General features: G+C 60.4%; 27 protein-coding genes, 1 tRNA gene and 1 riboswitch. Of the genes, 19 read left to right on the forward strand and 9 right to left on the reverse strand.

The window, feature by feature from the left end; translation table 11 throughout:
• From BVU99_RS06845 to BVU99_RS06860, 4 genes are all read left to right on the forward strand, one after another.
• A complete protein-coding gene (locus BVU99_RS06845; RefSeq protein ID WP_025303421.1) occupies window positions 1-696 on the forward strand; it encodes a methionine ABC transporter permease in 696 nt (231 codons plus the stop codon).
• A 2-nt stretch (window positions 697-698) separates the two neighbouring features.
• Window positions 699-1,574, forward strand: coding sequence for a MetQ/NlpA family ABC transporter substrate-binding protein (locus BVU99_RS06850; RefSeq protein ID WP_049203558.1), 876 nt, complete (start codon window positions 699-701; stop codon window positions 1,572-1,574).
• A gap of 183 nt (window positions 1,575-1,757) precedes the next feature.
• Entirely contained in the window at window positions 1,758-3,191 is a 1,434-nt protein-coding gene (locus BVU99_RS06855; RefSeq protein ID WP_099817427.1) for an MFS transporter, read from the forward strand.
• A 17-nt stretch (window positions 3,192-3,208) separates the two neighbouring features.
• Window positions 3,209-4,426 carry an acyl-CoA dehydrogenase family protein gene (locus BVU99_RS06860; protein WP_049203556.1) on the forward strand — a complete coding sequence of 406 codons (1,218 nt, stop codon included), beginning with the start codon at window positions 3,209-3,211 and terminating at the stop codon, window positions 4,424-4,426.
• A gap of 8 nt (window positions 4,427-4,434) precedes the next feature.
• On the opposite strand, the gene BVU99_RS06865 is transcribed toward BVU99_RS06860, so the two are convergent.
• A complete protein-coding gene (locus BVU99_RS06865; RefSeq protein ID WP_099817428.1) occupies window positions 4,435-5,070 on the reverse strand; it encodes a flavodoxin family protein in 636 nt (211 codons plus the stop codon).
• Window positions 5,071-5,185: 115 nt separating this feature from the next.
• Here BVU99_RS06865 and BVU99_RS06870 point away from each other — a divergent pair, with 115 nt between their 5' ends.
• The 3 genes from BVU99_RS06870 to BVU99_RS06880 all read left to right on the forward strand — a co-directional run bounded on the left by BVU99_RS06870 (window position 5,186) and on the right by BVU99_RS06880 (window position 7,166).
• Window positions 5,186-6,082, forward strand: a complete 897-nt coding sequence (locus BVU99_RS06870) for a LysR substrate-binding domain-containing protein (RefSeq protein WP_043143182.1) — start codon at window positions 5,186-5,188, stop codon at window positions 6,080-6,082.
• A gap of 69 nt (window positions 6,083-6,151) precedes the next feature.
• Window positions 6,152-6,739 (forward strand): nitroreductase family protein, encoded by a 588-nt coding sequence (locus tag BVU99_RS06875; protein WP_049208748.1) that lies wholly within the window; start codon window positions 6,152-6,154, stop codon window positions 6,737-6,739.
• A 133-nt stretch (window positions 6,740-6,872) separates the two neighbouring features.
• A complete protein-coding gene (locus BVU99_RS06880; protein ID WP_016927116.1) occupies window positions 6,873-7,166 on the forward strand; it encodes a DUF2623 family protein in 294 nt (97 codons plus the stop codon).
• Window positions 7,167-7,179: 13 nt separating this feature from the next.
• Here the strand turns inward: BVU99_RS06880 and BVU99_RS06885 are convergent, their stop codons facing one another.
• Window positions 7,180-7,749, reverse strand: coding sequence for an XRE family transcriptional regulator (locus tag BVU99_RS06885; protein WP_015378410.1), 570 nt, complete (start codon window positions 7,747-7,749; stop codon window positions 7,180-7,182).
• A gap of 38 nt (window positions 7,750-7,787) precedes the next feature.
• Between BVU99_RS06885 and BVU99_RS06890 the strand changes: the two genes are divergently transcribed.
• The gene (locus tag BVU99_RS06890) at window positions 7,788-8,306 is read left to right on the forward strand and encodes a GNAT family N-acetyltransferase (RefSeq protein ID WP_089181067.1); all 519 of its coding nucleotides are present in this window, start codon (window positions 7,788-7,790) and stop codon (window positions 8,304-8,306) included.
• Window positions 8,307-8,323: 17 nt separating this feature from the next.
• Window positions 8,324-8,764 (forward strand): DMT family transporter, encoded by a 441-nt coding sequence (locus tag BVU99_RS06895; RefSeq protein ID WP_025303411.1) that lies wholly within the window; start codon window positions 8,324-8,326, stop codon window positions 8,762-8,764.
• Between the two features lie 57 nt (window positions 8,765-8,821).
• On the opposite strand, the gene BVU99_RS06900 is transcribed toward BVU99_RS06895, so the two are convergent.
• Window positions 8,822-8,897, reverse strand: a tRNA-Asn gene (locus BVU99_RS06900).
• 62 nt (window positions 8,898-8,959) lie between these two features.
• Between BVU99_RS06900 and BVU99_RS24940 the strand changes: the two genes are divergently transcribed.
• Both BVU99_RS24940 and nac read left to right on the forward strand, forming a co-directional pair.
• Complete coding sequence (locus BVU99_RS24940; RefSeq protein WP_126186879.1) at window positions 8,960-9,184, forward strand: hypothetical protein; 225 nt, start codon at window positions 8,960-8,962, stop codon at window positions 9,182-9,184.
• A gap of 51 nt (window positions 9,185-9,235) precedes the next feature.
• Window positions 9,236-10,159 (forward strand): nitrogen assimilation transcriptional regulator NAC, encoded by a 924-nt coding sequence (nac, locus tag BVU99_RS06905; RefSeq protein WP_099817429.1) that lies wholly within the window; start codon window positions 9,236-9,238, stop codon window positions 10,157-10,159.
• Between the two features lie 36 nt (window positions 10,160-10,195).
• On the opposite strand, the gene BVU99_RS06910 is transcribed toward nac, so the two are convergent.
• Window positions 10,196-11,659: an AMP nucleosidase gene (locus BVU99_RS06910; RefSeq protein ID WP_049295930.1), complete on the reverse strand. Its 1,464-nt coding sequence runs from the start codon at window positions 11,657-11,659 to the stop codon at window positions 10,196-10,198.
• A gap of 137 nt (window positions 11,660-11,796) precedes the next feature.
• Window positions 11,797-14,100 (reverse strand): phosphatidylglycerol--membrane-oligosaccharide glycerophosphotransferase, encoded by a 2,304-nt coding sequence (gene opgB, locus BVU99_RS06915; protein ID WP_089181066.1) that lies wholly within the window; start codon window positions 14,098-14,100, stop codon window positions 11,797-11,799.
• 285 nt (window positions 14,101-14,385) lie between these two features.
• Here opgB and BVU99_RS06920 point away from each other — a divergent pair, with 285 nt between their 5' ends.
• Window positions 14,386-15,126, forward strand: a complete 741-nt coding sequence (locus BVU99_RS06920) for a transporter substrate-binding domain-containing protein (protein WP_089181065.1) — start codon at window positions 14,386-14,388, stop codon at window positions 15,124-15,126.
• Here BVU99_RS06920 and BVU99_RS06925 read toward each other — a convergent pair whose 3' ends face one another.
• From BVU99_RS06925 to BVU99_RS06940, 4 genes are read right to left on the reverse strand one after another with little or no spacing between them, the layout of a single operon-like run.
• Window positions 15,127-16,062: an ABC transporter substrate-binding protein gene (locus BVU99_RS06925; RefSeq protein ID WP_099817430.1), complete on the reverse strand. Its 936-nt coding sequence runs from the start codon at window positions 16,060-16,062 to the stop codon at window positions 15,127-15,129.
• 35 nt (window positions 16,063-16,097) lie between these two features.
• On the reverse strand, window positions 16,098-16,865 hold the full coding sequence (locus tag BVU99_RS06930) for an ABC transporter permease (RefSeq protein ID WP_043140003.1): 768 nt from the start codon (window positions 16,863-16,865) through the stop codon (window positions 16,098-16,100).
• Window positions 16,862-17,602 (reverse strand): ABC transporter ATP-binding protein, encoded by a 741-nt coding sequence (locus tag BVU99_RS06935; RefSeq protein ID WP_025303401.1) that lies wholly within the window; start codon window positions 17,600-17,602, stop codon window positions 16,862-16,864. The genes BVU99_RS06930 and BVU99_RS06935 overlap by 4 nt, the downstream gene beginning before the upstream one ends.
• A complete protein-coding gene (locus tag BVU99_RS06940; RefSeq protein ID WP_043140011.1) occupies window positions 17,599-18,282 on the reverse strand; it encodes a TenA family protein in 684 nt (227 codons plus the stop codon). Before BVU99_RS06940 ends, BVU99_RS06935 begins: the two co-directional genes overlap by 4 nt.
• A 62-nt stretch (window positions 18,283-18,344) precedes the next feature.
• Window positions 18,345-18,447, reverse strand: a riboswitch (TPP riboswitch).
• A 149-nt stretch (window positions 18,448-18,596) separates the two neighbouring features.
• Between BVU99_RS06940 and BVU99_RS06945 the strand changes: the two genes are divergently transcribed.
• The 7 genes from BVU99_RS06945 to BVU99_RS06975 form a co-directional block, all read left to right on the forward strand.
• Complete coding sequence (locus BVU99_RS06945; protein WP_099817431.1) at window positions 18,597-19,619, forward strand: LLM class flavin-dependent oxidoreductase; 1,023 nt, start codon at window positions 18,597-18,599, stop codon at window positions 19,617-19,619.
• 13 nt (window positions 19,620-19,632) lie between these two features.
• The gene (locus BVU99_RS06950) at window positions 19,633-20,367 is read left to right on the forward strand and encodes an SDR family NAD(P)-dependent oxidoreductase (RefSeq protein ID WP_043140014.1); all 735 of its coding nucleotides are present in this window, start codon (window positions 19,633-19,635) and stop codon (window positions 20,365-20,367) included.
• A gap of 126 nt (window positions 20,368-20,493) precedes the next feature.
• Window positions 20,494-21,468, forward strand: a complete 975-nt coding sequence (locus BVU99_RS06955; RefSeq protein WP_025303397.1) for a helix-turn-helix domain-containing protein — start codon at window positions 20,494-20,496, stop codon at window positions 21,466-21,468.
• Between the two features lie 77 nt (window positions 21,469-21,545).
• Window positions 21,546-22,556 (forward strand): type I glyceraldehyde-3-phosphate dehydrogenase, encoded by a 1,011-nt coding sequence (gene gap / locus BVU99_RS06960; protein ID WP_025303396.1) that lies wholly within the window; start codon window positions 21,546-21,548, stop codon window positions 22,554-22,556.
• Between the two features lie 343 nt (window positions 22,557-22,899).
• On the forward strand, window positions 22,900-24,177 hold the full coding sequence (locus tag BVU99_RS06965) for a dsDNA nuclease domain-containing protein (RefSeq protein WP_227505318.1): 1,278 nt from the start codon (window positions 22,900-22,902) through the stop codon (window positions 24,175-24,177).
• Entirely contained in the window at window positions 24,174-24,653 is a 480-nt protein-coding gene (locus BVU99_RS06970) for a hypothetical protein (RefSeq protein ID WP_039356835.1), read from the forward strand. Before BVU99_RS06965 ends, BVU99_RS06970 begins: the two co-directional genes overlap by 4 nt.
• A partial coding sequence (locus BVU99_RS06975) for an AAA family ATPase (RefSeq protein WP_168189561.1) occupies window positions 24,650-25,128 on the forward strand: 479 nt, incomplete at its 3' end. The genes BVU99_RS06970 and BVU99_RS06975, both read left to right, overlap by 4 nt.

Consider the following 25,128-nt stretch of genomic DNA (forward strand, 5'->3'; position numbering starts at 1 on the left):
CTGTCTGACAGCGTGATGAGCCAGGACACACCCTGGCGCGAGATCCATCGGTTGATGCTGCCGGCCTACGGCGAAACCTGGCTGATGGTCGGCATTGTGATGCTGTTTGTGGTGGCGATCGGCGGCGCCGTCGGCGTGGTGTTGTTCAACACCTCATCGCGCGGCTTGTTTCCGCGTCCGGCGCTGAATCGCGCGCTGAGCTGGTTAGTGAACATGGGCCGTTCGCTGCCGTTTCTGGTGCTGATGGCGGCGATTATTCCGTTCACCTTCTGGTTGACCGGCACCACCATCGGCATTCCGGCGGCGGTGATCCCGATGATCGTCGCCGGCATTCCGTTCTTTGGCCGGCTGGTGGAGAACGCGCTGCGCGAACTGCCGCCGGAGGTGACGGCGGTGGGGCTGGTGTCCGGCGGTTCGATCTGGCAGATAGTCACCCGCGCGCAGCTCAGCGAGGCGCTGCCGGCGATCGTCGCCGCCATCACGCTGAACGTCATCTCGATGATCGAGTATTCGGCCATCGCCGGCACCATTGGCGCGGGCGGCATCGGCTATCTGGCGGTGGTGTACGGCTACCAGCGTTTCGACAATCACATCATGATCGCCACCATTGTGGTGCTGATCGCCACGATTCAACTGATTCAGTTTATTGGTGACCGCCTGGTCGCCGCGTTGCGTCATCATCAGGAAACCTTTTAATCATGCCTAATCACGATTTTGAGATAGTGAAGAAGAAACGCTGGCCGTGGCCGGTGGGTATCGCGGCGGTGGCAATTATCGCCGCCGCGGTTTGGCACTTCAGCGCCGGCCAGCAGCAGACGGTGCAGTTCGGCAGCACGCTGAAAGTGCACTTTGAGCCGGCGATGGCCGGAGAGCAGCGGGTGATCGAGTACGTCGGCGACCATATCGCGCCGGATTACGGCCTTAGGCTGGAGGCGGTTGGCCTGCAGGATCCGGTGCAGGCCGATCGTGCGGTGGCGCAGGGGCAGTACGCCGCCACGATCTACCAGCACCAATGGTGGCTAAAGCAGGTGGTAGATGCCAATGGTTTTAAGCTGACCCCGACGCTGCCGGTGTTTCAGTGGGCGTTTGGCATTTATTCCGACCGCTATAGGTCGATCGCGGAGTTGCCGGACGGCGCGGAGATCGTGGTGCCCAACGACGGCGCCAATCAGGGGCAGGCGTTGTGGCTGCTGCAGCGCATTGGACTGATCGGGCTGGATCCGGCGATCGAGGCGCGCACCGCCAGGCTGAAAGACATTCGCGAGAACAAACGCCATTTTAACTTCAAGGAGTTGGATTTGCTGACCATGCCGCGCGCGCTGAATTCGGTAGATGCGGCCATTGGCTATGTGTCGCAGTTCGACGCCGGCAAGGTGCCGCGTGAGAAGGGCATCTTGTTCCCACCGGCGCCGAAGACCTTCGCCTCGCAGCTGGTGATTGGCACGCCCTATCTGCAGGACGAAAATATTCGCAAGCTGCAGCGGGCGTTTGCCGATCCCAGGTTGCAGGCGTGGCTGAAAAGCACCGACGACCCGCTGGTGAAAGGCGTGCTGGTGCCGGTATCGGCAGAATAATCCCCGCCCGAAATGACCGTGATAAAGACCGGATTAACGCGCGTTAATCCGGCGTTTTTGTTACGCTGTAACTGTGTTTAATTTATTGATATTAATGATATTTATAGAAGAAATTGTTGTTTGTCGGCGTAGTTTTTTCACCCTATAAACGAGGTGTCACCTGCCAATTACAACGAGGAAGCTATGAGTACCTTAAATATCGATACCGCGCCGCCGTTATCTGCGCCCATCGGCTCGGCCAGCGATGTGGCGCGTTTGATTAACCAGCGCAGCGAGAAAAATACCCATGCGCGCATGATCGTGCTGTTGGCGCTGGGCGGTGTTTTTCTCGATGCCTATGACCTGACCACGCTGTCTTACGGCATCGATGACGTGGTGCGTGAATTCAGCCTCAGCCCGCTGCTGACCGGGGTGGTAACTTCTTCGATCATGGTCGGGACCATTCTCGGCAACCTGGTCGGCGGCTGGTTGACCGACAAGTACGGCCGCTATCAGGTGTTTATGGCCGATATGCTGTTTTTTGTGGTTTCCGCCATCGCCGCCGGGCTGGCGCCCAACGTCTGGGTGCTGATCGGCGCGCGCTTTTTGATGGGGATCGGCGTTGGCATCGATTTGCCGGTGGCGATGGCCTATCTGGCCGAATTCTCCAAATTCACCGGCAAGGCCAACAAGGCGTCGCGCCTGGCGGCCTGGTGCCCGATGTGGTACGCCGCTTCGTCGGTGTGTTTTCTGATCATCTTTGCGCTCTATTTTCTGTTGCCGGCCGAATATGCGAACTGGTTGTGGCGCGCCTCGTTAATTTTCGGCGCCGTGCCGGCGTTGCTCATCATCATGGTGCGCAGCAAGTTTATGAACGAGTCGCCGCTGTGGGCCGCTAACCAGGGCGATCTGAAAGAGGCGGCGCGCATCCTGCGCGAGTCATACGGCATTGCCGCCCATGAGGCGGAACCTGACGCCGCCCAACCGGCGGCGCCGCCGAAGGTCAGCTTCCGCGTGCTGTTCCGCAAGCCGTACCGCGAGCGCACGCTGGTCGCCAGCGTGATGAACGTTTGCATTTCCTTTGAATACACCGCCATCGCCTTCTTTCTGCCGTCGATTTTGGCGCAGTTTCTCGGCGCCGGGGTGTTTGAAACTATCTCCGCTTCGCTCGGGCTGAACGTGCTGTTCGCCTTTACCGGTGGCCTGCTCGGCATGCGTCTGGCATGGAAGTATCCGTCGCGCCAGGTGGCGATCGCCGGATTTGCGCTGCAGTTTATCGCGCTGATTGCCCTGGCGTTGATCGGACATCCGCAGGCGGCGTTCGGCGTTGGGCTGGCGATCCTGATGTTGGGCCTATGGCTGTTCGCCGAAGGATTCGGCCCCGGCGCGCAGATGATGATTTATCCGGCGCTCTCTTACCCGACGGCGATCCGCGCCACCGGCGTCGGTTTCGGCCGTTCGCTGTCCGGTATCGGCAGCGCGCTGGCGCTGTTTATTCTGCCGATTTTGCAGGCGCGCTTCGGCACCGACATGTTTTTGATTGTTTCACTGGCGGCGGCGATCCCCATCGTCTTCCTGCTGATCATTCGCTTTGAACCGACGGCGCACGATATCGACGATCTGGCCGATCGCGCTTAACCACAGAGGACACTGACATGACGCAACACCTGTTATCCACCGGAGCAGACTACGCACAGCTGGCCGCGCGTTTTCGGCCGATCTTCGCCGAAATCGCCGCCGGGGCGGTGGAGCGAGAGCTGTCGCGCACGCTGCCGCATGAACCGATCCGTTGGCTGAAAGAGGCGGGGTTCGGCAAGGTGCGCCTCCCGCGTGAAAAGGGCGGCGACGGCGCTTCGTTGCCGCAGCTGTTCGAACTGCTGGCCGAACTGGCGGAGGCGGACTCTAACCTGCCGCAGGCGCTGCGGGCGCATTTCGCCTTCGTGGAAGATCGGCTGAACGCGCCGGACGGCCCGGAACGCGATCGCTGGTTCGAACGCTTTCTCGACGGCGAGCTGGTCGGCAGCGGTTGGACCGAGATCGGCGGCGTGAAGCTGGGGCAGGTCAATACCCGGGTAACGCCGCAGGCCGACGGCTGGTCGCTCAACGGCGAGAAATTTTACAGCACCGGCAGTCTGTTTGCCGATTGGATCGACGTGTATGCCGAGCGTAGCGACAACGGCGGCCCGGTGATCGCTTTGGTGAACGTCACCCAGCCGGGCGTAGAGCGCGACGACGACTGGGACGGATTTGGCCAACGCACTACCGGCAGCGGCACCACGCGTTTTATTGATGCGCAGGTCGAGCAGGCGCACGTCTACGCCTTTGCCGAGCGCTTCCGTTACCAAACTGCGTTCTATCAGCATGTGTTGCTGGCGACGCTGGCGGGGATCGGTCGCGCGGTGCTGCGAGACGTCGGCGAGGGCGTGAGGCAACGTAAAAGGATCTATAGCCACGGCAACGCCGGTTGGGTGAAGGACGACGTGCAGATCCAGCAGGTGGTGGGGCAAATCAGCGCCTGGGCCTATGCGGTTGAGGCGACGGTGCTAAAAGCGACTTCCTCGCTGCAGCAGGCTTATGAGGCGCATCGTTCCGGCGATGAAGCGCTGCTGCAGGCGCTTAACGTGACGGCGGAACTGGACGCCGCCAGGGCGCAGGTCATCGCCGGGGAGTGGGTGCAGCGCGCCGCCGGTGAATTGTTCAATGCGCTCGGCGCTTCAGATACCCGTACCGGCAAGGCGTTGGATCGCCACTGGCGCAATGCGCGCACGCTCTCTTCACATAATCCGGTGATCTACAAGGCGCGCAATATCGGTGACTGGGAAATTAACCGCCATACGCCGACCTTTATCTGGCAAATCGGCAGTGGCGGTTGAGGCCGTGGCTATTCCGTCCAAACCTGCGTGCTACGCGGGCTGTCCATCTGATAATCCGAGTAGGGGCGGGTGAAGAACTCGCGCCCCAACTCGCGGGCGGCCTGCAGCGGGTTGCGCGGATCGCGGACGATCTCAGCGCGCTGGTTGCCGGCGCCGTGCACCAGCCCGACGAAGGCGGAATGGGTGTAACGGCTGAACTCCTGGATCTGATGCACGATGCCCAGCGCCGCGCCAGGATAAGTTTCTTCCGACGCCACCGCCAGCCCGATGCGTTTGCCGCTCATGCGTTGGTGCACCTGTTCCGCCTGAGGGTAGGCGTTGGAATAGAAGCTGAACGAGCGATCGAAAAAGGCCTTGGTTTGCGCCGACATGCCGTACCAGTAAATCGGCGTGCAAAATACCGCGCCGTCGGCCGGCAGGAAGTGCTCCAGGAACAGCTCGGCGTAGCGATCGCCCGGCGGCGGCGTATGGCGTTCATCGCTCAGAAAACCGCTCAGGTAATCATCGAGAAAATGCAGGCTGGCGACGGTGCCGGCTTCGGCGGCGCCCACCAGGATCGCCTGCGCCAGCGTGGCGCTGTTGCCGTCACGGCGCGGGCTGCCGACCAGCACAACCAGACGTTTGGATTGATGAGTTGTATTCATGTCATGTTCCTCGGTATGAAGTGAATTCAACCCTACTTTAGAAACAAGTGACGGCAGGCGACAAATGACGGCTTTTCTGCCAGGATGAATTCAACTCACCTAGAGGGATTTCGCCATGTTCGCCACGCTGCCCGTCAACGCATTACGCACCTTTGAATCCGCCGCTCGCCTGCGCAGCTTCAAGCTGGCGGCGGCCGAGCTGGCGGTGACGCCGACGGCGATCTCGCACCAGATCAAAGCGCTGGAGCAGCAGTTGGGGTTTGCGCTGTTCGAGCGAGTGCCGCGCGGCGTGCGGCTGACGGCGAAGGGAGAAACGCTGTTCGCCGGGGTGCACGGCGCGCTGCTGGACATCGCCGCCACGCTCGAAGGCCTGCGGCCGCAGCCCAGCAGCGGCTCGCTGTGCGTCTCGGTGACGCACTCGTTCGCGGCGCTGTGGTTGGTGCCGCGCCTGGGGCGTTTCTACCAGGCGTACCCGCACTATCTGGTGCGCCTGGAGGCCTGCGCCGAGGTGATCGATCTGCAGCAGGACGCCAGCGTGGATGTGGCGGTGCGCTACAGCCGTGCACACTATCCCTCGCTGCATCAGACGGCGCGGCTGGAGGAGAGCTTTGGCGTTTACGCCGCGCCGGGGCTGGCTGCCGCCGAACCGGAAAATCCGGTGCTGATCACCGTGAAGTGGGGGGATTCTGCGCTGTACGACAGCGGTTGGCATGACTGGTGCCGGGCCGCCGGCGTGGACTGGTGGCAGCGCCATGCGGCGATGCGCAGCTATCACGAGGAACATTACGCCCTGCAGGCGGCGGTGGCCGGGCAGGGGTTGGTGCTCGCCAGCTCGGTGATGGTGTCCGAGATGGTGGACAACGGTCTGCTGGTGGCGTACCGGCCGGAGGTGCGCGTTCCGGGGGCCGCGTACAGCGTGTTGTGCGCGCCGGGACGCGAGCGGCACCCGCCGGTCAGGGCGTTTCTCGCCTGGCTGCAGCAGGAACTGCCGCAAGGCAATGGCACGAAATAAAAGTTTTACCGTCCTAAGCTGTGGGAATATCAGCGAACTTTTGTTTTTACTTCACTGCGAGAACCTATCATGAGCCAGCCAAGAACCTCCGATTACCCGATTGACGCGCAATTTATCGAGCGCTGGTCGCCGCGCGCGATGACCAACGACGCCATCGACGATCAAACGCTGCTGAGCTTCTTTGAAGCGGCGCGCTGGTCGCCTTCGGCCTACAACATTCAGCCGTGGCGCTTTGCCTACAGCAAGCACGGCTCCGACAGCTGGGAGAACTACCTGGAGTTCCTGATCGACTTCAACCGCGGCTGGGCGCAGCACGCCTCGGCGCTGGTGGTGATCGTCTCCAAAACCACCAGCCTGAACGGCGAGCGGCTGGTGGACAACCCGACCCACGCGTTCGACACCGGCGCCGCCTGGGCCAACCTGGCGCATCAGGCGCACCTGAAAGGCTGGCTGACCCACTGCATGAGCGGCATTCACCACGACAAGATCAAAGCGGCGTTGCAGCTGCCGGACGACTATGCGGTGCACGCCATGGTGGCGATCGGCAAACCGGGCGACAAAGCCCGCCTGCCGGATTTCCTGCAGGAAAAAGAGGCGCCGTCGGGCCGCCTGCCGCTGGGCAATACCGTCAGCGAAGGGCTGAATTTCACGCTGTGATTGCCCGCGTTCTCGCCGAGGCCCGCTTTGCGGGCCTTTTTTATGCGGCGAGTAAAACTTTGGGAGTATGTTCGCGTTCGCTTATTCGCTGTATATTTTGTTATATAGCGATTGCGTTAATGAGGAGGAACCCGTGGGAGATCATTTTGGCAAAGGGTTGTTGGCGGGGTTAAAGGCGGAGAACCTGAAGCCGGAGGCGGAGCTGTCGCGCTTTTGCTCCGACTACAAGCGCGGCTTCGTGCTCGGCTATGCGCACCATTTAGCGCAGCGCTGCGGCGACGAGAACCGGGCGGCGTTCGAGGCCGGGCAGCTCAGCCGCGCCTATGGCCTCGGCAGCGAGCCGATGAGCGAGTTCTTCTCCGGCGGCGACAGCCGGCTGGCGGAGAAGTTTTTCCACGCCGGCTATAACCAGCCGACGCAGGGGTAGCGCCGGCGAGCCGTCAGGCGGCGCTCAGCACCGCCACCATATACACGCATGCCTCATCGCTTTGGTTTTCAAAGCGGCAGTCCGCCGGTGGGCCGAGCTCCAGGCAGTCGCCCTCGGCCATTTCATGGCGCGCGTCGCCCTCAAGAAAGACCAGCTCGCCGGATAAAACCCAGATCAGCTGACGCTTGAAGGCGTACACCGAAGCCGGCATCGGGATCGCCGCGCCGGCCGGCAGTTCGATGCGCACCAGATCGAGCGGCAGATCGGTGCGCGGCGACACGTGGCGCCGCACGTAGCCGCTCTCAGGATCGACCCACACCGGTTGATCTTCCCGGCGCAGCAGCCGGCCTTCTTGCGTTTCCGCCCGGGCGATCAGTTTGGACATGCTGAGGCCGAACGCCCCCGCCAGTCTGCCCAACAGCATCGCCGTCGGGCTGCTTTCGCCGCGCTCGATCTTATGCACCATCGCCCGTGAGACGCCCGCCCGTTCGGCCAGATCGGACAGCGACCAGTGGCGCGCCTCGCGTTCGATGCGAATGCGCGCGCCGATCAGCTGATTTAGATTGTCTAATTTAATATTCATATCGTAGTATTATAGTGGACAATTGGCCGGGGTAAACCATGATTATACGAAATGCGACGCTCAACGATAGCGCGGCGATTGCCGCTATCTATAACGACGCGGTGTTGAACAGCACCGCCATCTGGAATGAACAAACCGTGGATGCGGCCAACCGTGCGGCGTGGATCGGCGAACGCCAGGCGGCGGGCTACCCGGTGCTGGTGGCGGTGAACGGCGCGGACGAGGCGATCGGCTACGCGTCGTTCGGCGATTGGCGAGCCTGGGACGGCTATCGCCATACCGTAGAGCACTCGGTGTATGTCCATCAGGCGCATCGCGGAGAGGGGATTGGCAAAGCGTTGCTGCTGGCGCTGATCGCACGGGCGCGAGAGATCGGCAAGCATGTGATGGTGGCCGGCATCGAATCCGGCAATCGGGCCTCCATTCAGCTGCACCTGGCGCTCGGGTTCCGCGAGGTGGGGCGTATGGAGCAGGTGGGCGCCAAATTTGGCCAATGGCTGGATCTGACTTTCCTGCAGCTGACGCTCGACGAGCGGGCGGCGCCGCCGGCGCGCTGACCCCGGGAGGCAGGGCGATGAATATGCTGTTACTGCTGATCGCGGCCGGGATGGGGCTGGTGGTGCAGAATCTGTTGATGGTGCGTATTACCGAAAGCGTTTCGACCATCCTTATCACGCTGGTGATCAACTCCAGCGTCGGTTTGTTGCTGCTGGTGGGGTTGCTGCTGGCCAAAAACGGCCTCGGCGCGGTGGCGGAAGTGACCGGCGCCGCCAGGTGGTGGATGCTGTTACCGGGGCTGCTGGGATCGCTGTTCGTGTTCGCCGGCATCCTGGGCTACCAAAAACTGGGCGCGGCGGCCACCATCTCGATCTTGGTCGCCAGCCAGCTGTGCATGGGGCTGCTGGTGGACGTTTACCGCGCCGGCCCGGCGGCGCTGCGCGAGAATCTGCCGGCGCTGTTGGGCGCCCTGCTGCTGGTGGCGGGCGCCTATCTGGTGGCGAAACGCAGCTTTTGACGGCGGCTGACATGCAAAAAGCCCGCTCGGGTTTCCCTGAGCGGGCTTCTCTAAATATGGCTCCTCTGACTGGACTCGAACCAGTGACATACGGATTAACAGTCCGCCGTTCTACCGACTGAACTACAGAGGAATCGTGTGAACGGGGCGAATAATAGCGGGGCGGTTGCGGCTTGTAAAGCGTGAAGACGTCCGATGCGTTCGTTTGCTGCAAGATTGCCCAACCTGCTGCTTTTTCTCGCTTTTGTCGCTTATCCCGCGCGCAGCGTCGCCGAATTGCCCGTTGATCGGCGCCGTTGCCTGCCGATGGTGCAACGGTTGCCCTGCGCGGTGGCGCGCGCCGCCCGGCGAACGGCCATTTACCGCCTTGTACCCCGCTTCCACGGCCGTTTACCGACTCTGGCCTGGATCTTGCTGTGATTGCATGACCGGATTTCGGCATTCTCAATTTAGCGGCTCGCTGGAGGCACTATGAATTTCAGACGTCTGAAGTACTTCGTGAAAATCGTCGATATCGGCAGCCTGACTCAGGCGGCGGAGGTGTTGCACATCGCCCAACCGGCGCTCAGCCAGCAGTTGGCGACGCTGGAAGGAGAGCTGAAGCAACAGCTGCTGATCCGCACCAAGCGCGGGGTGCAGCCGACCGAGGCCGGCAACATTCTGTATGCCCACGCGCAGACCATTCTGCGCCAGTGCGAGCAGGCGCAGAGCGCGGTTAACAGCGCCGGACAGGCGATGAGCGGCCAGGTGTCGCTCGGGCTGGCGTCAGGCAGCACCGCGGCGCAGCTGGCGCTGCCGTTGCTGCAGACTCTGCGCGATCAGCAGCCGGGCATCCTGCTCAGCCTGCATGAAAACGGCGGCACGACGCTCACCGGACAGGTGGCTAACCAGACGCTGGACATGGCGATGGTCTACGGCGCCAAGATGCCCGCCGGGCTGCACTCCATCGCATTGATGCGCGAAGATCTTTATCTGGTGGCGACGCGCGCGGTGCCGCATCCCGGCAACAGCGTCGAGCTGCTGGACGTGGCGCGGCTGAACCTGTTCCTGCCGCGCGAGGGCGATGCGGTGCGCAACCAGCTGGAGGAGGCGATGGCGCTGCGCAAGCTGGCTGCCAACGTGGTGGGGGAGATCGAATCCTCGGGCGCGCTGAGCGCCGCGATCGCCAGCGGGCTGGGGGCGACCGTGCTGCCGGAATCGGTGGCGCGCGCGATGATCGGCCCGGCCAAGGCCTGGATGGCACGCATCAATGCGCCGACGATGTCGGTGCCGCTGGCGCTGTGCATGTCGGGTCAACAGGCGCTGTCCGCCCCGGCGCTGCTGGTCAAAGACCTGCTGCTGTCGATCGCCGGCGGTCGAAGCCAGGAAAAACGCGCACTGGCACTGGTGCGTTGAGGAAAAAACGGCCCGCCGCAGCGGGCCTGAGCACCGTTACCGGAACGGCGGTTCGTTGAAGGTGCGCAGCTTGCGCGAGTGCAGACGATCGCCCTCGGCGCGCAGCAGATCGATGGCGCAGATGCCAATCTGCAGGTGCTCGGAGATCGCCCCTTCGTAGAAGCGGTTGGCCTGGCCCGGCAGTTTTATTTCACCGTGCAGCGGTTTGTCGGAGACGCACAGCAGCGTGCCGTACGGCACCCGGAAGCGGTAACCCTGGGCGGCGATGGTGGCGCTCTCCATGTCGACCGCCACCGCGCGGCTGAGGTTGAAGCGCCGCGCCGAAGCGGAGTAGCGCAGCTCCCAGTTGCGATCGTCGGTGGTGACCACGGTGCCGGTGCGCAAACGCTGTTTGACCTCTTCACCGGGCATGCCGCTGACCATCTTGGTGGCGTCGTACAGGGCGCGCTGCACCTCGGCGATGCTCGGGATCGGGATATCCGGCGGCAGCACCGCATCCAGCACGTGATCGTCGCGCAGATAGGCGTGGGCCAGCACGTAATCGCCGATCTTCTGGCTTTCGCGCAGGCCGCCGCAGTGGCCGATCATCAGCCAGGCACTCGGGCGCAGCACCGCCAGGTGATCGCAGATGGTTTTGGCGTTGGACGGCCCGACGCCGATGTTGATCAGCGTGATGCCCTGACCGGTGCGTGAAATCAGGTGATAGGCCGGCATCTGGTGGTTTTTCCACGCCAGATCGGACACCGCCTGCTCGGGCGCACTGGTTTCCGGCGTGATGTAGGTACCGCCGGCGCTGGAGAGCGCGATGTACGGGCTGGCCGGATCGGCGATCTGCGCGCAGGCCCAGCGCACGAACTCATCCACATAGCGGGTGTAGTTGGTGAACAGCACGAACGGCTGGAAATGCTCCACCGGGGTGCCGGTGTAGTGCCGCAGACGCGCCAGCGAGAAATCCGCGCGCAGCGCATCGAAATGCGACAGCGGGAAATGGTTGTCGGTGGTGTGATACAGGCCGTCGGCGGTCTCGTCACCGATCTGCGCCAGCTCGGTGGTGGGGAAATGCTGCGCGATGCCGGCGCTCATTGAGCGATCGAGCGCCAGGCTGGAACCGTCGATCACGTAAGGGAACGGGATCTCCTGCTGCGACGGCGCCACTTCAATATGGGCGGCGTAATCGTGTTCCAGCATCGCCAGCTGTTCGGCCAGATAGTGGCGGAACAGCTGCGGCCGGGTCACGGTGGTGCTGTAGCTGCCGGGATGGGTAAAGCGGCCGAAGGCGCGGGTTTTGTTTGGGCCGGATTGCTGCCCGTCCCAGCTGACGCGCAGCTCGGGATACACGAACAGCCCCGCGGCGCGCGCCTGCTCATCCGGCAGGGTGCCGTGGCTGATAAAATCGCTGACCGCCTGACGCAGCGCGTCTACCGCGGCGTCATACAGGGCTTCCAGTTGTTCGAGTGCCTGATCGGCGCTGAGGCCGCTGCGAGGTGGGGCATAGCTCATACTTTCTCCTTCGATGTCCCGGCTCTGGCGGGATTGGCGGCATTTCACCGTCACAGGTTAGCCGAAGCAGGGCGTAAAAGCTTGGTCGAAATGACGGGCACGGCAAAGAAATTACCGCGCCCGTGAAGGCGGGGGGATCAGGAGGCGGGAGCGGCCGCTTCGACCTTCAGCGATACCAGGCCGATGCCCAGCTTCTTCGGCGTGAAGCCGCCGCTGGCGCTCTCTTTCGGCTCGGTCGGTGCCGGCGGGGTAATGCTGATCTTCTGCGCGCCGCGCGGGTTGTCGAAGCGCAGGGTGACGGTGCTGTCCTGCTCGCCGAGCGACACGAAGCGCTCTTCGTCGCCGACGCGCACCGAAATTGGTTCGCCGACGTTGTTGCCGTAGGCGCGGGCGCGCAGCACCAGATCAAAGGTCTTCGGCAGCGGGTCGACGTAATCGATGTCGACCGCCGGCGCCAGGTTGGCGTCGGACCAGCGGCCCCACTCCTCGACGGCGGAAACGCCGGTAATGGCCTTCACCTGCTCCGGCAGGCCGGGCAGCATGAACTCGATGGCGTCCGCCCGGTATTTCACCGCCGCGTCGTCCACCTGCAGGCGAGCGACGGCGTTTTGGTAATCGGCGACGCTGTCCGTCGCCGGGCCGGTGAAGTTCACCTTGCCGTTGAAGCGTTCGCCGCTGGCCTGCGCGATCTGCGGCGGCGAGGCCAGGGTGCCGGAGGCCACGCAGATGTCGGTGCTCAGCGCCAGCTGCGGCGCCCAGACCCGGCCGATCTCGTAGCATTTATCGACCCAGACGAATTTCTCCCCCGCGCCCAGCCCGGCCAGCTGTTTGCGCAACGGGGTGGAGAGGTAGACGTTGAACATCGGTTCGATGCGGTTGTCGCCCACCCGCAGGATGAACGGCACCTTGTAAGTGACGCCGGAGAAGCTGAAGCTGCGTTGGCGCGTGTCCACGCTGTAGTCGCTGATGCGGTTCGGCAGGCCCCACTGGTTGATCACCGCCGGTTTCCAGCCGTTAATTTTCTCTTCGATATTCAGGAACACCGTAGACAGCGACGGCGCCGACAGGCTGCTGCGGCCGAGGCCGATGTAGTTGTCGCCGCCCATCACGTCCAGCACCGTGGCGCCGTTGTCCAGCGTGCTGCGCTTCTCGTTGCGCTGCTCCGCCTGCGGCCGGGTGCCGTCGATGATGAAGAACAGGTTGCGGCGCTTCTGTTTGGTCAGGATGTCGTAGGCGGTGTTGTTCATCGCCAGATGATCGGAGGACACCACGATCACGGTGTTGCTGAAATAGGGCGAGCGTTTGATTTTGTCGATCAGCGCGGCGATGTGTTGCTGGCTGCAGGCCACCGCGCTCAGCGAGCGGTTTTCCTTGTTCTGCCAGGCGTAACTCTTCTTGCTGCAGCCGGCGGAGATAAAGCCGTCCGGGTGATGGGTATCGACGGTCAGGGTAAACAGCGAGAACGGCTGGCGCTGTTTGGACAGCTCGACGAACTTGCCGTACACCACGTCCAGCACGCTATCGTCGTACCAGCCCCAGTCGTTTTTGTAGCTCGGATCGGCGACCTGTTCGCGCAGCTCTTTGAAGCCGTAAACGTGGTCGAAGCCGTGGGATTTCAGGAAGGTGTCTTTACCGGCGAACGCCAGCTCGGCGCCCTGATAGAAAGAGTTGCTGTAGCCGGCGGCCTTCAGCACGTCGCCCAGGCAGACGTTCTCCGGGTAGAAGGTGGAGACCGCGCTGGAGGCGTTGCCGTCGAAGGGCGCGAACAGCGGAATGCCGCACTGTGAGGCGACCATGCCGGCGATGGTGTAACCGGTGCCCGGCAGCTGTTGGGTGTTGCTGAAATCGATGCTGTCCGCGCGCAGGGCGTTCAGCTCGTCGGCCAGGCCGGGAAACAGCTCGGTATCGAAGTAGGTGCGCTCCAGGCTCTCGGCATAGATGTACACCAGGTTCGGCCGCTTGCCCTGCACGGTCTTTTTCGGCGCCTTGTAGTAGGTGGTGAAATCGGCGGTATCGCCGACGATCTGGCTCTTGACCAGCAGCGAGATGTCCTGAAATGCCGGGGTGGTGCCGACCGAAAACAGCGCCAGCAGCACGGCGACGAGGCTGTAGGCCACGCTGCTGCCTTTGGCTTTGCGGCGCAGCAGGCTGCGGGCCAGCACCGCGAAGATAAGCCCCAACGCCGCCAGCAGGCCGATGAACGGCAGCACGTATTTGCTGATGCCCGCGCCTTTGAGGCTGCTGGTGACGGTGTAAATCACCGCGTCGGTGATGCCGTCGCCGGTGAAGTAGTTGCTGGCGATCAGGATGACGTTCAGCACCAGATAGCTGCCGAGCAGCGTCAGCAGAATGGCGAACCACCAGCGGTTGGCGGCGGCCCGGGTGCGATAAATCAAAATCGACGCCAAAAAGAGAACAAAAGAAACGACTGCTAAAACCATCCGCCAAACCCTGTCTGATTGAAAAAACGTTGCTGCCCTGGTCTGCGCCGCCGACCGTGCCGCGGCGCGAAAAGTGAAGGGTATAGCCTATTGCCGGCGGCGGAACAACGCGCGATCTCCCGCTACGGCCGACGAACGGCGGCTATTGTACATTTTTATGACAATAGTGTGACGTTAATCACGCCGACGGCGGCCTCGGCGGCGAAAGCTTGCTGGTCGGAGGTTTCGCTCTACGCTTAATGAGCGCCACGACGGTGCGCCCATCAGCCTTTCACAGGAGGAAGTATGCAGACGATTCCCGCCGCGGTACTCGACGATCTGGCCCCGCAAGGCGTGTTGCGCGCGGCGATCAACTACGGCAATCCGGTGCTGGCACAGGCCGGGGCCGGCGGTAAACCGCAAGGCGCTTCGGTGGAGCTGGCCGCCGCGCTGGCCCAGGAGCTGGGCGTGGCGCTCGAGCTGGTCACCTATGACGCGGCGGGCAAGGTGTTTGCCGACCTGGACAGCGGCGCCTGGAACCTGGCGTTTATGGCTATCGAGCCGGTGCGTGCGGCGCAAATCGCCTTCAGCGAACCCTACGTGATCATCGAGGGGACTTACCTGGTGGCGAACGACGCACCTTACTTTGAGGTGGCGCAGCTCGACCGGCCGGAGGTGCGCATCGCGGTCGGCCAGGGGGCGGCGTACGATCTGTTTTTATCGCGCACGCTGCAGCAGGCGCAGCTGGTGCGGGCGGCAACCTCCGCCGAGGCGATCGCGCTGTTTTTCGAACGGGGGCTGGAGGCGGCGGCCGGCGTGCGTCAACCGCTGCTGGCCGCCGCGGCCGCCCATCCCGGCTACCGGGTGCTGGACGGGCATTTCACCGCCATCCGCCAGGCGATGGCGGTACCGCGGCAAAAAACGCAGGGCGCCGCCTACGTGAACGCGTTTATCGAACGCTGCAAGGCCAACGGGTTGGTGAAGGCGGCCTTGCAGCGCAGCGGCCAGGGCGAGGTGACGGTGGCGCCGCCGGCCGCCTCGGCGTGATCAGTCGAGCTCCACCGCGTACTGTTCCACCGGGGTGATTTTCTTGATCAGCTTGTTGTCGAACAGGAACTGTTCGTAAGCCTCATAGCGGGCCCGATCCAACTTGGCCGGATCGCGCGCGAACAGCGGCAGGCTGGCTTGCCACGCCTGTTTGTTCAGCTCGGTATTCAGCTCCGGGTGCGCCTTGGCGAACGCCAGCCAGGTCTCCTGCGGATGTGCATGCAGGTAGTCGCTGCCTTGCTTCAGCGCGGCGAGGAATTTGCGGATTTTCGGCTCGTTCACCGCATCGCGGTTGGCGACGATGATCAGCTCGTCATAGGCCGGCACGCCGTAGTCTTCGACGTTGAACACCACCGGTTCTTTACCCTGTAGCTTCAGCTCCAGCGCTTCGATGTTGCGGTAGCCGCCGATCACCGCATCGACCTGGCCCGCCAGCAGGGCGCTGGTCAGCTGGAAGTTGACGTTGATAAGCTTGATGTCCTGCGGCTTGAGGTGCTCGTGTTCGACCATGGTGGTCAGCGTCGCCTGTTCGATGCCGCTGACCGAGTAACCCACCGTTTTTCCCTTGAGATCCGCCGGCGACGTGATGTTTTTGTCCAGCGCGATCACCGTATTCAGCGGCGTGTTGATCAGGGTGCCGACGCGCATCAGCGGCAGGCCCTGATCGGCGAAGAAGTGCAGCTGCGGCTGATAGGTAATGGCGAGGTCGGCCTGTTTGGCGGCCACCAGCCGCGGCGGCAGCGCCGGATCGGACGGCGGCACGATCTTGACGTCCAGCCCTGCGGCCTTGAAGGCGCCGATCTGCTCGGCCACCATAATCGGCGCGTGATCGGGGTTGATGTACCAGTCGAGCACCAGCGTCAGCTTCTCGGCCGCACCGGCCTGGCCGGTGAGGGCAGCGCCCAGCAGCAGTCCGCAAACGGTTTGTTTGATCATGGTCGTTCCTTTATCCCTGGTTATGGTTGCAATCATCAGTCGTTTTCCGGCGCCCAGGCGATCAGGCGCCGCAGCAGCGCATCCACCGCGGCCCACAGCAGCACGGTCATCAGCACCAAAATAAACAGCGCGGCGAAGCAGACGTCGGTCTGCATGCGCGCGTTGGCGTTCAGCATCACGTAGCCCAGCCCTTCGGCCGAGCCGACCCATTCGCCGATGATGGCGCCGATCGGCGCGACGGCGGCGGCCATGCGCAGGCCGGAGCCGAAGGCCGGTAGCGCCGCCATCAGCCGCACGTGCCGCAGCTGCGCCCAGCGCGAAGCGCGCATCGTGCGCGCCAGATCGAGATAGTCGTTGTTGACCCGGCGCAGCCCGTCGAAAAAGGCCGACACCACCGGGAAGAAAATCACCAGCACCGCCATCGCCACCTTGGCGCTCATGCCGAAGCCGAACCACAGCACCAGCAGTGGCGCCAGGGCGAACACCGGTATCGCCTGGCTGGTGAGCACCAGTGGCATCAGCCAGCGCTGCAGCCGCGGCGAGAAGATCATGCACAGCGCCAGCGCCGCGCCGAGCAGCACGCCCAGCACCAGCCCGCTGACGATCTCCGAAGCCGTGACCAGCGTGTGCCAGGCGAGATAGCCGCGCCCGTCCCACAGCGCCTGCGCCACCGCGCCCGGCGTGGGCAGCAGAAAGGCCGGAATGCCGCTTTGCGCCGCCAGCCACCACAGCAGCAGCAGGCCGGCAAACACCGTCAGCCCACGCCGCAGGCGGGTGAGGCCACGCTCTTCGGCAATCTTCATTGCGCGGCCCTCACCAGCTGTTGCAGCAGCTCGGCCTGGCTTTTCAGCAGGTCGGCGTCATCCGGCGCGCGCGGCGGTTGCCCGCTGATACGGTGAGTATCGTCGAGGCCCAGCGGCCAGGGCGACAGTACCAGCAGCCGGTGGCTCAGGCGGCAGGCCTCCATCGGATCGTGGGTGATCAGCAGTACGGTATTTTGCGCCAGCAGCTCGGCGGCCAGGCTTTGGATCTCGGCGCGGGTAATGGCGTCCAATGCGGAGAAGGGTTCGTCCATCAGCACGATCGGCTGGCGTTCGTAGAGCGTGCGGGCAATGGCGGCGCGCTGGCGCATGCCGCCGGACAGCGCGGCGGGCAGGCTGCGGCCATGCGCGGCCAGGCCTACGCGTTCGAGCAGATGCGCCACCCACGCCCGATCCGCCACTTCGCCGCGCAGCCGCGAGCCGAGGGCGACGTTCTCTTCGACGGTCAGCCACGGGTAGAGCAGGTCTTTTTGCCCCATGTAGGCGATGCGCCCGGCGATCGGCAAACCGTCGCTGCCGGTCACCGTACCCGAACTGGCCTGCGCCAGGCCGGCGATGATCTTCAGCAGGCTGGTTTTGCCGGCGCCGCTGGCGCCGAGCAGGGCGACGAAGCTGCCGCCGGCGATGTCGAAGCTCAGCCGGTCGAAGACGATTTGCTGACCGAAACGCAGGCTGAGATCCCGCACCTGGATGCCGGGTGGGAGAAGCGGGGAGGTCATGAGGCGTTCAGCCCCATCTGCCAAAATGCCGATTCCAGCTGGGTGGCGGTGGTGAAAATCTGCGCCAGCTCGGTGAAGCGGCCTTGTGCGCCGCGCTGGTGGCCGACGGTTTCCAGCAGTTCGATGGCGGCACGCACGCCGGCCAGATAGCCCTCGTCGCCGTAGTTGCGGATCCAGGAGGCGTAAGGATTGCCCTCCATCTGAGTGGCGGGATCGTGCAGCAGCCGCAGGCCGATTTCGGCATAGCCGGCCACGCAGGGCAGCAGGCCGGCCAGCAGATCGAGGGCGTCGCCGGCATGGCCGATATCCAGCACGTAGCGGGTGTAGTTCATGGTTTCCGCCGCTTCCGGCTGGGCGGCGATCTGCGCTTCGCTCAGCCCCCATTCGGCGCAGTAGGCCACGTGCAACGGCAGTTCGGCGACGATGCCGTTGAGCGAGGCGGTGGCGGCGCGCATCTCCGGCAGGGTGCGCAGCTTGCTGACCAGCAGCGCGTAGGCGCGGGCGAAGTGCAGCAGAAACAGATAGTCCTGGGTCAGGTAGCGGCGAAAAGCGCGTTCAGGCAAGGTGCCGGCGGCCAGCTGCTGCAGAAATGGATGATCGACGTAATCTTGCCAGTGGCTGCCGGCATGGTGGCGCAGCCGGCCGTAAAGACCGCTTTCGAACAGGGTAGTGATGGACATGGGACCTCCTTGAGTCAGTGGAGATCCGGGCACGCTGGGGTATGAACAGGCAACGGGTGAGAGCGTTGTTGCCTAACCGTCCCTTCGCTGGCATGACCCAGATCAGGTTCAAAGGGTTCGGCTTGCGCCATCTCAGCCCGTAACAGGACACCCCTCGGAGCTGCTTGTTATACGACATTTGTTTTTTGATTACAATCGCCGGGCGGTGCGGCGGCAATCGGTTCGTTTAGTGCGATCGAGGGTGATTTTGCTGGCGCAAGGCGCGCGGTTTTTGTCACTGTAGGCTCATGTTTTGCCTCTGAGGATGATGCCCGATGAAAAAGATTGGTTTTCTCTCGTTTGGCCACTGGTCGCCTTCCGCCCAGTCCGGCACCCGTTCCGCGGCGGATGCGCTGCTGCAGTCCATCGATCTGGCGGTCGCCGCCGAAGATCTGGGGGCGGACGGCGCCTATTTTCGCGTGCACCACTTCGCGCGCCAGCTGGGATCGCCGTTCCCGCTGTTGGCCGCCATCGGCGCCAAAACCCAACGCATCGAGATCGGCACCGGCGTGATCGACATGCGCTATGAAAATCCGCTGTACATGGTGGAGGACGCTGGCGCGGCGGATCTGATCGCCGGCGGGCGGCTGCAGCTCGGCATCAGCCGCGGCTCGCCGGAGCAGGTGATCGACGGCTGGCGCTATTTCGGCTATGCCCCGGCCGACGGCGAAACCGATGCGGACATGGCCCGCCGCCATACCGAAGTGTTCCTGGAAGCGCTGCGCGGCGAAGGGTTCGCCGAGCCCAATCCGCAGCCGATGTTCCCGAATCCGCCCGGGCTGCTGCGGCCGGAACCGTTTTCCGCCGGGCTGCGCGACCGCATCTGGTGGGGCGCCGGCTCCAATGCCACCGCCGTCTGGGCGGCGAAGCTCGGCATGCACCTGCAAAGCTCGACGCTCAAGAACGACGAGACCGGCGAACCCTTCCACATCCAGCAAGCCAAGCAGATCCGCGCCTACCGCGCCGCCTGGCAAGAGGCCGGCCACACGCATGAGCCGCGGGTTTCCGTGAGCCGTAGCATCTTCGCGCTGTTGGATCAGCGGGATCGCAACTACTTCGGCGGCAGCGGTAAGGAAGGCGACCAACTGGGGTATATCGATGCGCAAACCCGGGCGATCTTTGGCCGCAGTTACGCCGCAGAACCTGACGCGCTGATCGAACAGCTGGCGCAGGACGAGGCCATCGCCGAAGCGGATACCTTGCTGCTGACCGTGCCTAACCAACTGGGCGTGGATTACAACGCCCACGTTATCGAATCGATTTTAACCCATGTCGCGCCGGCGCTCGGCTGGCGCTAAACGGAGGAGCTGGATGTCACGCATTTTCATTACCGGCTCGGTGGACGGGCTGGGCCGCGCCGCCGCGCAAACGCTGTTGGACGAAGGGCATCAGGTGATTCTGCATGCGCGTGAGCCCGGCCGTCTGGACGCGGTGCGCGATCTGCTGGATCGCGGTGCACAGGCGACGATCGGCGATCTGTCCGATGTGCAGCAGATCCGGCAGCTCGCCGAGCAGGTCAATCGCCTCGGTCGCCCGGACGCGGTGATCCACAATGCCGGTATGTTTACCGGACCGCAGGTGATGCCGGTGAACGTCATAGCGCCCTACCTGCTGACGGCCCTGATCGAACGCCCCAAGCGTATCGTCTATCTGAGCAGCAGTATGCACTTTGACGGCGTGGCGGAACTGAACGGCGTGGATTGGCTTGGCGGCGCCGCAGGCTCTTATTCGGACAGCAAACTGTTCGTCACCGCGCTGGCCGCCGCCGTGGCGCGCCTGTGGCCTGACGTGATCAGCAGCGCGGTCGATCCCGGTTGGGTGCCAACCAAAATGGGCGGCGCGGACGCGCCCGACGATCTGGCGCTGGGGCATGTGACGCAGGCGTGGCTGGTGAGCAGCGATGAACCGCAGGCCCTGGCGTCCGGCGGCTATTGGCACCATCAGCAGCGCCTCGAACCCCATGCAGCGGTACACGACGAGGCGTTTCAAACGGCGCTACTGGCGCAATTGGCGCGCGCCGGCGGGGTGAGCTTGCCGCAGGTTTGAATGGCTATTCCTTCCAGGCCCGTCGAGGTTATCGGCGGGCTTTTTTATGCCCGCAGGGTGAACCCGCGGCGCTTTTCTTATACAGTGGTTGTCTGGCCTGTTTTGCTCTTTCTTGTAATTATCGCCATGCATACATTCCTGATTATCGTCCCTGAAGGGGGCATGCTGTTCGAAGCGGCGGGCATCGCCGATATCCTGATGCAGGCTAATCGCCTGAGTTCCGCCGAGACGCCGCTGTATCAGATCGCGGTCGCCACTACGCAATCTCACCGGGTGGTGCACGGCCTGTCCGGGCTGAGCCTGTTGGCTGACCATCGCCTGGCGGATCTCGATCCGGCCCAGCCGCGCGATACCGTCATTGTTGCCGGCAAGGGGGCAACCGAAGAAGAGGGCGCCCTGGTGGCGGATTGGCTGCGACGCGCGGCGCCGCAGACGCGCCGTATCGCCTCGGTTTGCGGCGGGGCTCTGCTGCTGGCCGAAGCCGGATTGCTGGACGGGCGGCGGGCGACTACCCACTGGCGGCTGGCGGAAACGCTGCAGGCGCGCTTCCCGCGGGTGCAGGTTGAAAACGGCCCGATCTACGTGCAGGACGGGCCGATTTGGACCTCCGGCGGCGTCAGTTCCGGCTTCGATCTGACGCTGGCGCTGGTGGAGGATGATTACGGCTTCGTGCAGGCGCGCGAAGTGGCGCAGGATCTGGTGATGTTTCTGCGCCGCCCCGGCGGGCAGGCGCAGTTCAGCCGCTACCCGCTCAACCAGGCCAAATCGCCGGGCCCGATCCGCGACCTGCAGTCCTGGATCCTGGAAAACCTCGCCGACGATCTCAGCGTCGATCGGTTGGCCGAACGCGTGGCGATGAGCCCGCGCAACTTTACCCGCGTATTCACCCGCGAGACGGGCATTTCTCCCGCCAAATTCGTCGAAGAAGGCCGGTTGCATACCGCCAGGCAGCGCCTGGAGCAGAGTGCGCAAGGCATCGAGCAGATCGCCCTGGCCACCGGCTTTGGCAACGGCCTTAACCTGCGGCGGGTGTTTGAGCGCAAACTGCAGCTGACCCCGAGCGAATACCGCGAACGCTTTCATGCGCGCAATTTGGCGTAAATTGATCGGTAAACGTCATTTACGCCGCCTCGGGGCAGGGCTAGAGTTGAGGCAAAGCCCAAAACGAGGAGTGCATCATGGTGAGAGTAGGCATTAATGGATTTGGCAGGATCGGACGCAACGTGCTGCGCGCGGCGCTGGGGCGCAGCGATTTTGAAGTGGTGGCGATCAACGATCTGACGGACAGCAAAACGCTGGCGCACCTGCTGAAATACGACACGCTTTCCGGCACGCTGGCGGCCAGGGTGGAAGCCGGCGACAACCAACTGCTGCTGGACGGCCGGCCGATTCAGGTGTTTTCGCAGCGCGACCCCGCCGAGATCCCCTGGAGCAGCGTGGGCGTTGACGTGGTGATCGAAGCGACGGGCTTCTTTACCGACAAGGCCAAGGCGGAAGTGCACATCACGCACGGCGGCGCCAAGCGGGTGATTATCTCGGCGCCGGCCAAGAACGACGACATCACCATCGTCATGGGGGTTAACGACCAGCTCTACGATCCGGCGCTGCATAAAGTGGTCAGCAACGGCAGCTGCACCACTAACGGGCTGGCGCCCGCCGCGCAGGTGCTGCATCAGGCGTTCGGCATCGAATACGGGCTGATGAACACTACTCACGCCTATACCAATAGCCAGGCGCTGCACGATCAGCCGGAAAAAGATCTGCGCGGCGCGCGGGCGGCGGCGGAATCGATCGTGCCTTATTCCAGCGGCGCGGCCAAGGCGCTCGGCAAGGTGATCCCGGATCTCGACGGCAGGTTGACCGGTTACTCGCTGCGGGTGCCGGTGCCGGTCGTCTCGATCGTCGATCTGACGGTGACGCTGAAACGCCCGGCGACGGTGGAAGAGATTAACGCCGCTTTCCGCGCGGCGGCGGCATCCGGCCCGCTGAAAGGGATCCTGGGCTACAGCGATGAACCGCTGGTGTCGAGCGACTACCGGGGTGATGCGCGTTCGTCGATCATCGACGGGCTGTCCACGCTGGTGATCGGCGGCAATCTGGTGAAAGTGCTCGCCTGGTATGACAACGAATGGGGCTTCTCCAATCGGTTGGTCGATCTGGCGCTGCTGATGGAAAAACGCGGGCTGTAAACGCCCCATAGCAAAAAGCCCGCTTAAGTTTCCTTAAGCGGGCTTCTCTAAATATGGCTCCTCTGACTGGGATCGCCTTCGCCAGTAACTGGCTGATAAAAATAGTGATCCATAATTCTCGAGTTGTCAAGACCACCAAAGTGACCCCATTTTGATCATGCGCTTAACCACATTCAACGTACGGAGTAAGGCTAATTCAACCAAATCAACTCTACAGTGGATTGTCTAAGAGTTCCCTTTTCTGTGAAATTAAGTTCGGACATTCGCATAAAATGAATTGACAGATCTTGAAGCATGGATAATTTGCATTTTTAACTGGATAAAAAAACAGTGTTGAATTAAGATGTTTGTGATTGATTTTCTGAATTTTTTGTTTCAAAAAATGATTTCAGCATTTACATTATCTATATGTTTTTTTGGACCAATGTGGAATGTTATGGCTGAGTTACATGAGGTTAAACCGAGAGAACAAGCAGGCAGAGACACATTAGAACGATATAACGCTCAAATTCGAGCGGCCAGTATCGCGTGTTTATCAATTTTAGAAGGTAAAGATGTAAAACGTGTGTTTTGTGAATTTCACGACGATTTTGTGGTCGAGAGAGTTGTCGCTAATGATATCCATTATACCTTTGTGCAAGTCAAAACTAAGGAGAAATTACGTGAAATATGGAAACTTCGAGAAGTATTTGGAATATTAAAAAGAAAAACTAAAAAAAACCCTCAAACAGATGAGATGATTAGAGATAGTTTTGTCGGTAAACTATTACAACACACTATAAATTTTGAAGATACCTGTAAGGAAGTCATTTTTCTTACAAATACCCATATTGACGAAGATATTGAGAATGTCATTGATGATATTAAAACCGATGCGTTTTCCAGTGTACATTGTAAACTGATTATTGATTCGTTTAATAACTGCTTCATTTCTATCAGAGACGGGAAGAAAAATCTCGAAATTGAAGAAATAAAAGAAAACCTCAAGAAATTAAAATTTAAAACCGATGTTGAATATATAAAAAGCAAACATGAAACATTTGAGATTCTTGCAAAGGAAAAAATTTTTAAATACAGCGAAATAGATTTATCACATATTGAAGCTAAGGAGATATTACTTTCTCTTTTAGCTCTTGTTAATAATAAGTCAAGCGTAAAAATCAACGATTGCTCAAGGGGCAATATTAAGGATCTGTCTGGAATAGACATAGATGATTTATTGGATGTACTGAGTATCTCCAAAAATGCTTATTATGAGTTTCTTTATAATGGGGATGAGCATGCATTGAAATCAGCATCTGTGATTGAGAGATTGTTAAGAAAGGCTGGAGCTAGTGAAAGTCAAATTGATTTTTTTGCAAGGTGTAAAATAAAATGGGATCAGTGGTTAAGAAAAAACAGACATGTAATTTCTGACTTAGATTACATTACTATAGATAGTGAAATAAATTCAACATTAGATAAGCTGACATTTATGCATGGTGTTTTATTTCTCTCAGGCTTAAGATCGGTTGTTAATGAATTACATGATTCGTTATTTGAAAATAATTTACTTAATTCTTTAGATAAAGAAGCTTTGACTGGAAGCCTCTTTGCGAGACTTGTAGAGCGTTCAAAATGAATTACGATGAATTTTTCGATAGTATATCTCAAAAAGATATTAGAATAGATATAAAAAATATTGAAAGACAAGAAAGTGTTGGCCTTAATAACGAAGCTCTTTTTCAACTTCCTTTAATAGCCATGATAATACTTTTAATATCTAAAAATAGAGTGAAACCAAGAGTAAATGAAGTTGGAGGTTTGGTAGGGAAACTTTTAGAGGATGTCATGCTAGGTTTTAAAGGATCATCACAATTATTAGGATGGTCAGCAAATCTTAGGATACGAACCGTTACCGCTTTGAATTTCCTTGAGTCAGTATGTCTAATTATAATAGACGAAAGAAATAACAAGTTAAACATTACGAAATTGGGGAAGAAAGTTATTGACGAAGTGTTTATATATGAAAGTGATTTGTCTTATAATCTAGCCTTGATAGATAGAGCATACAGGAATTACTGCGTTGATTCAAAATTGGACGGTGAAATTTTATGAAATTATTAAGTCTCAAAATAAATGGAAGAGATTTTTCAGGTCTTGAATCAGATGAGCTTATTTTTGGGGAGCATATAACTGAGCTTTATGGCCCAAATGGATGTGGCAAAACTCCATTATTACAATCTATCTCCTATTGCTTAGGGTATCCATGTAAGTTCAGAGAGGATATTTATAAACTATGCAAATCGGCCACCCTTACTTTTACCATAGGAAATGATAATTTTAGGGCGACAAGAGATTTTGAACATACTGAGTTCATTTTATCATTAGTATGTAATAGCAAAAAATCAATGTTTTATAATCAAGCGGATTACTCTAAATATATCCTAGAAAAGCTATCACTAGCATATCCATCTCTTCTTACAACCCAAAATAAGCAATCATACCCGTATTTAGCAACTATTTTACCAATTTTTTATTTAGATCAGGATTTCGGATATTCAAAGTTTTATTATTCACCAAATAATTTTAT

The organism is Serratia sp. OLAL2, assembly GCF_002752475.1.
Taxonomy (GTDB): domain Bacteria; phylum Pseudomonadota; class Gammaproteobacteria; order Enterobacterales; family Enterobacteriaceae; genus Serratia; species Serratia bockelmannii.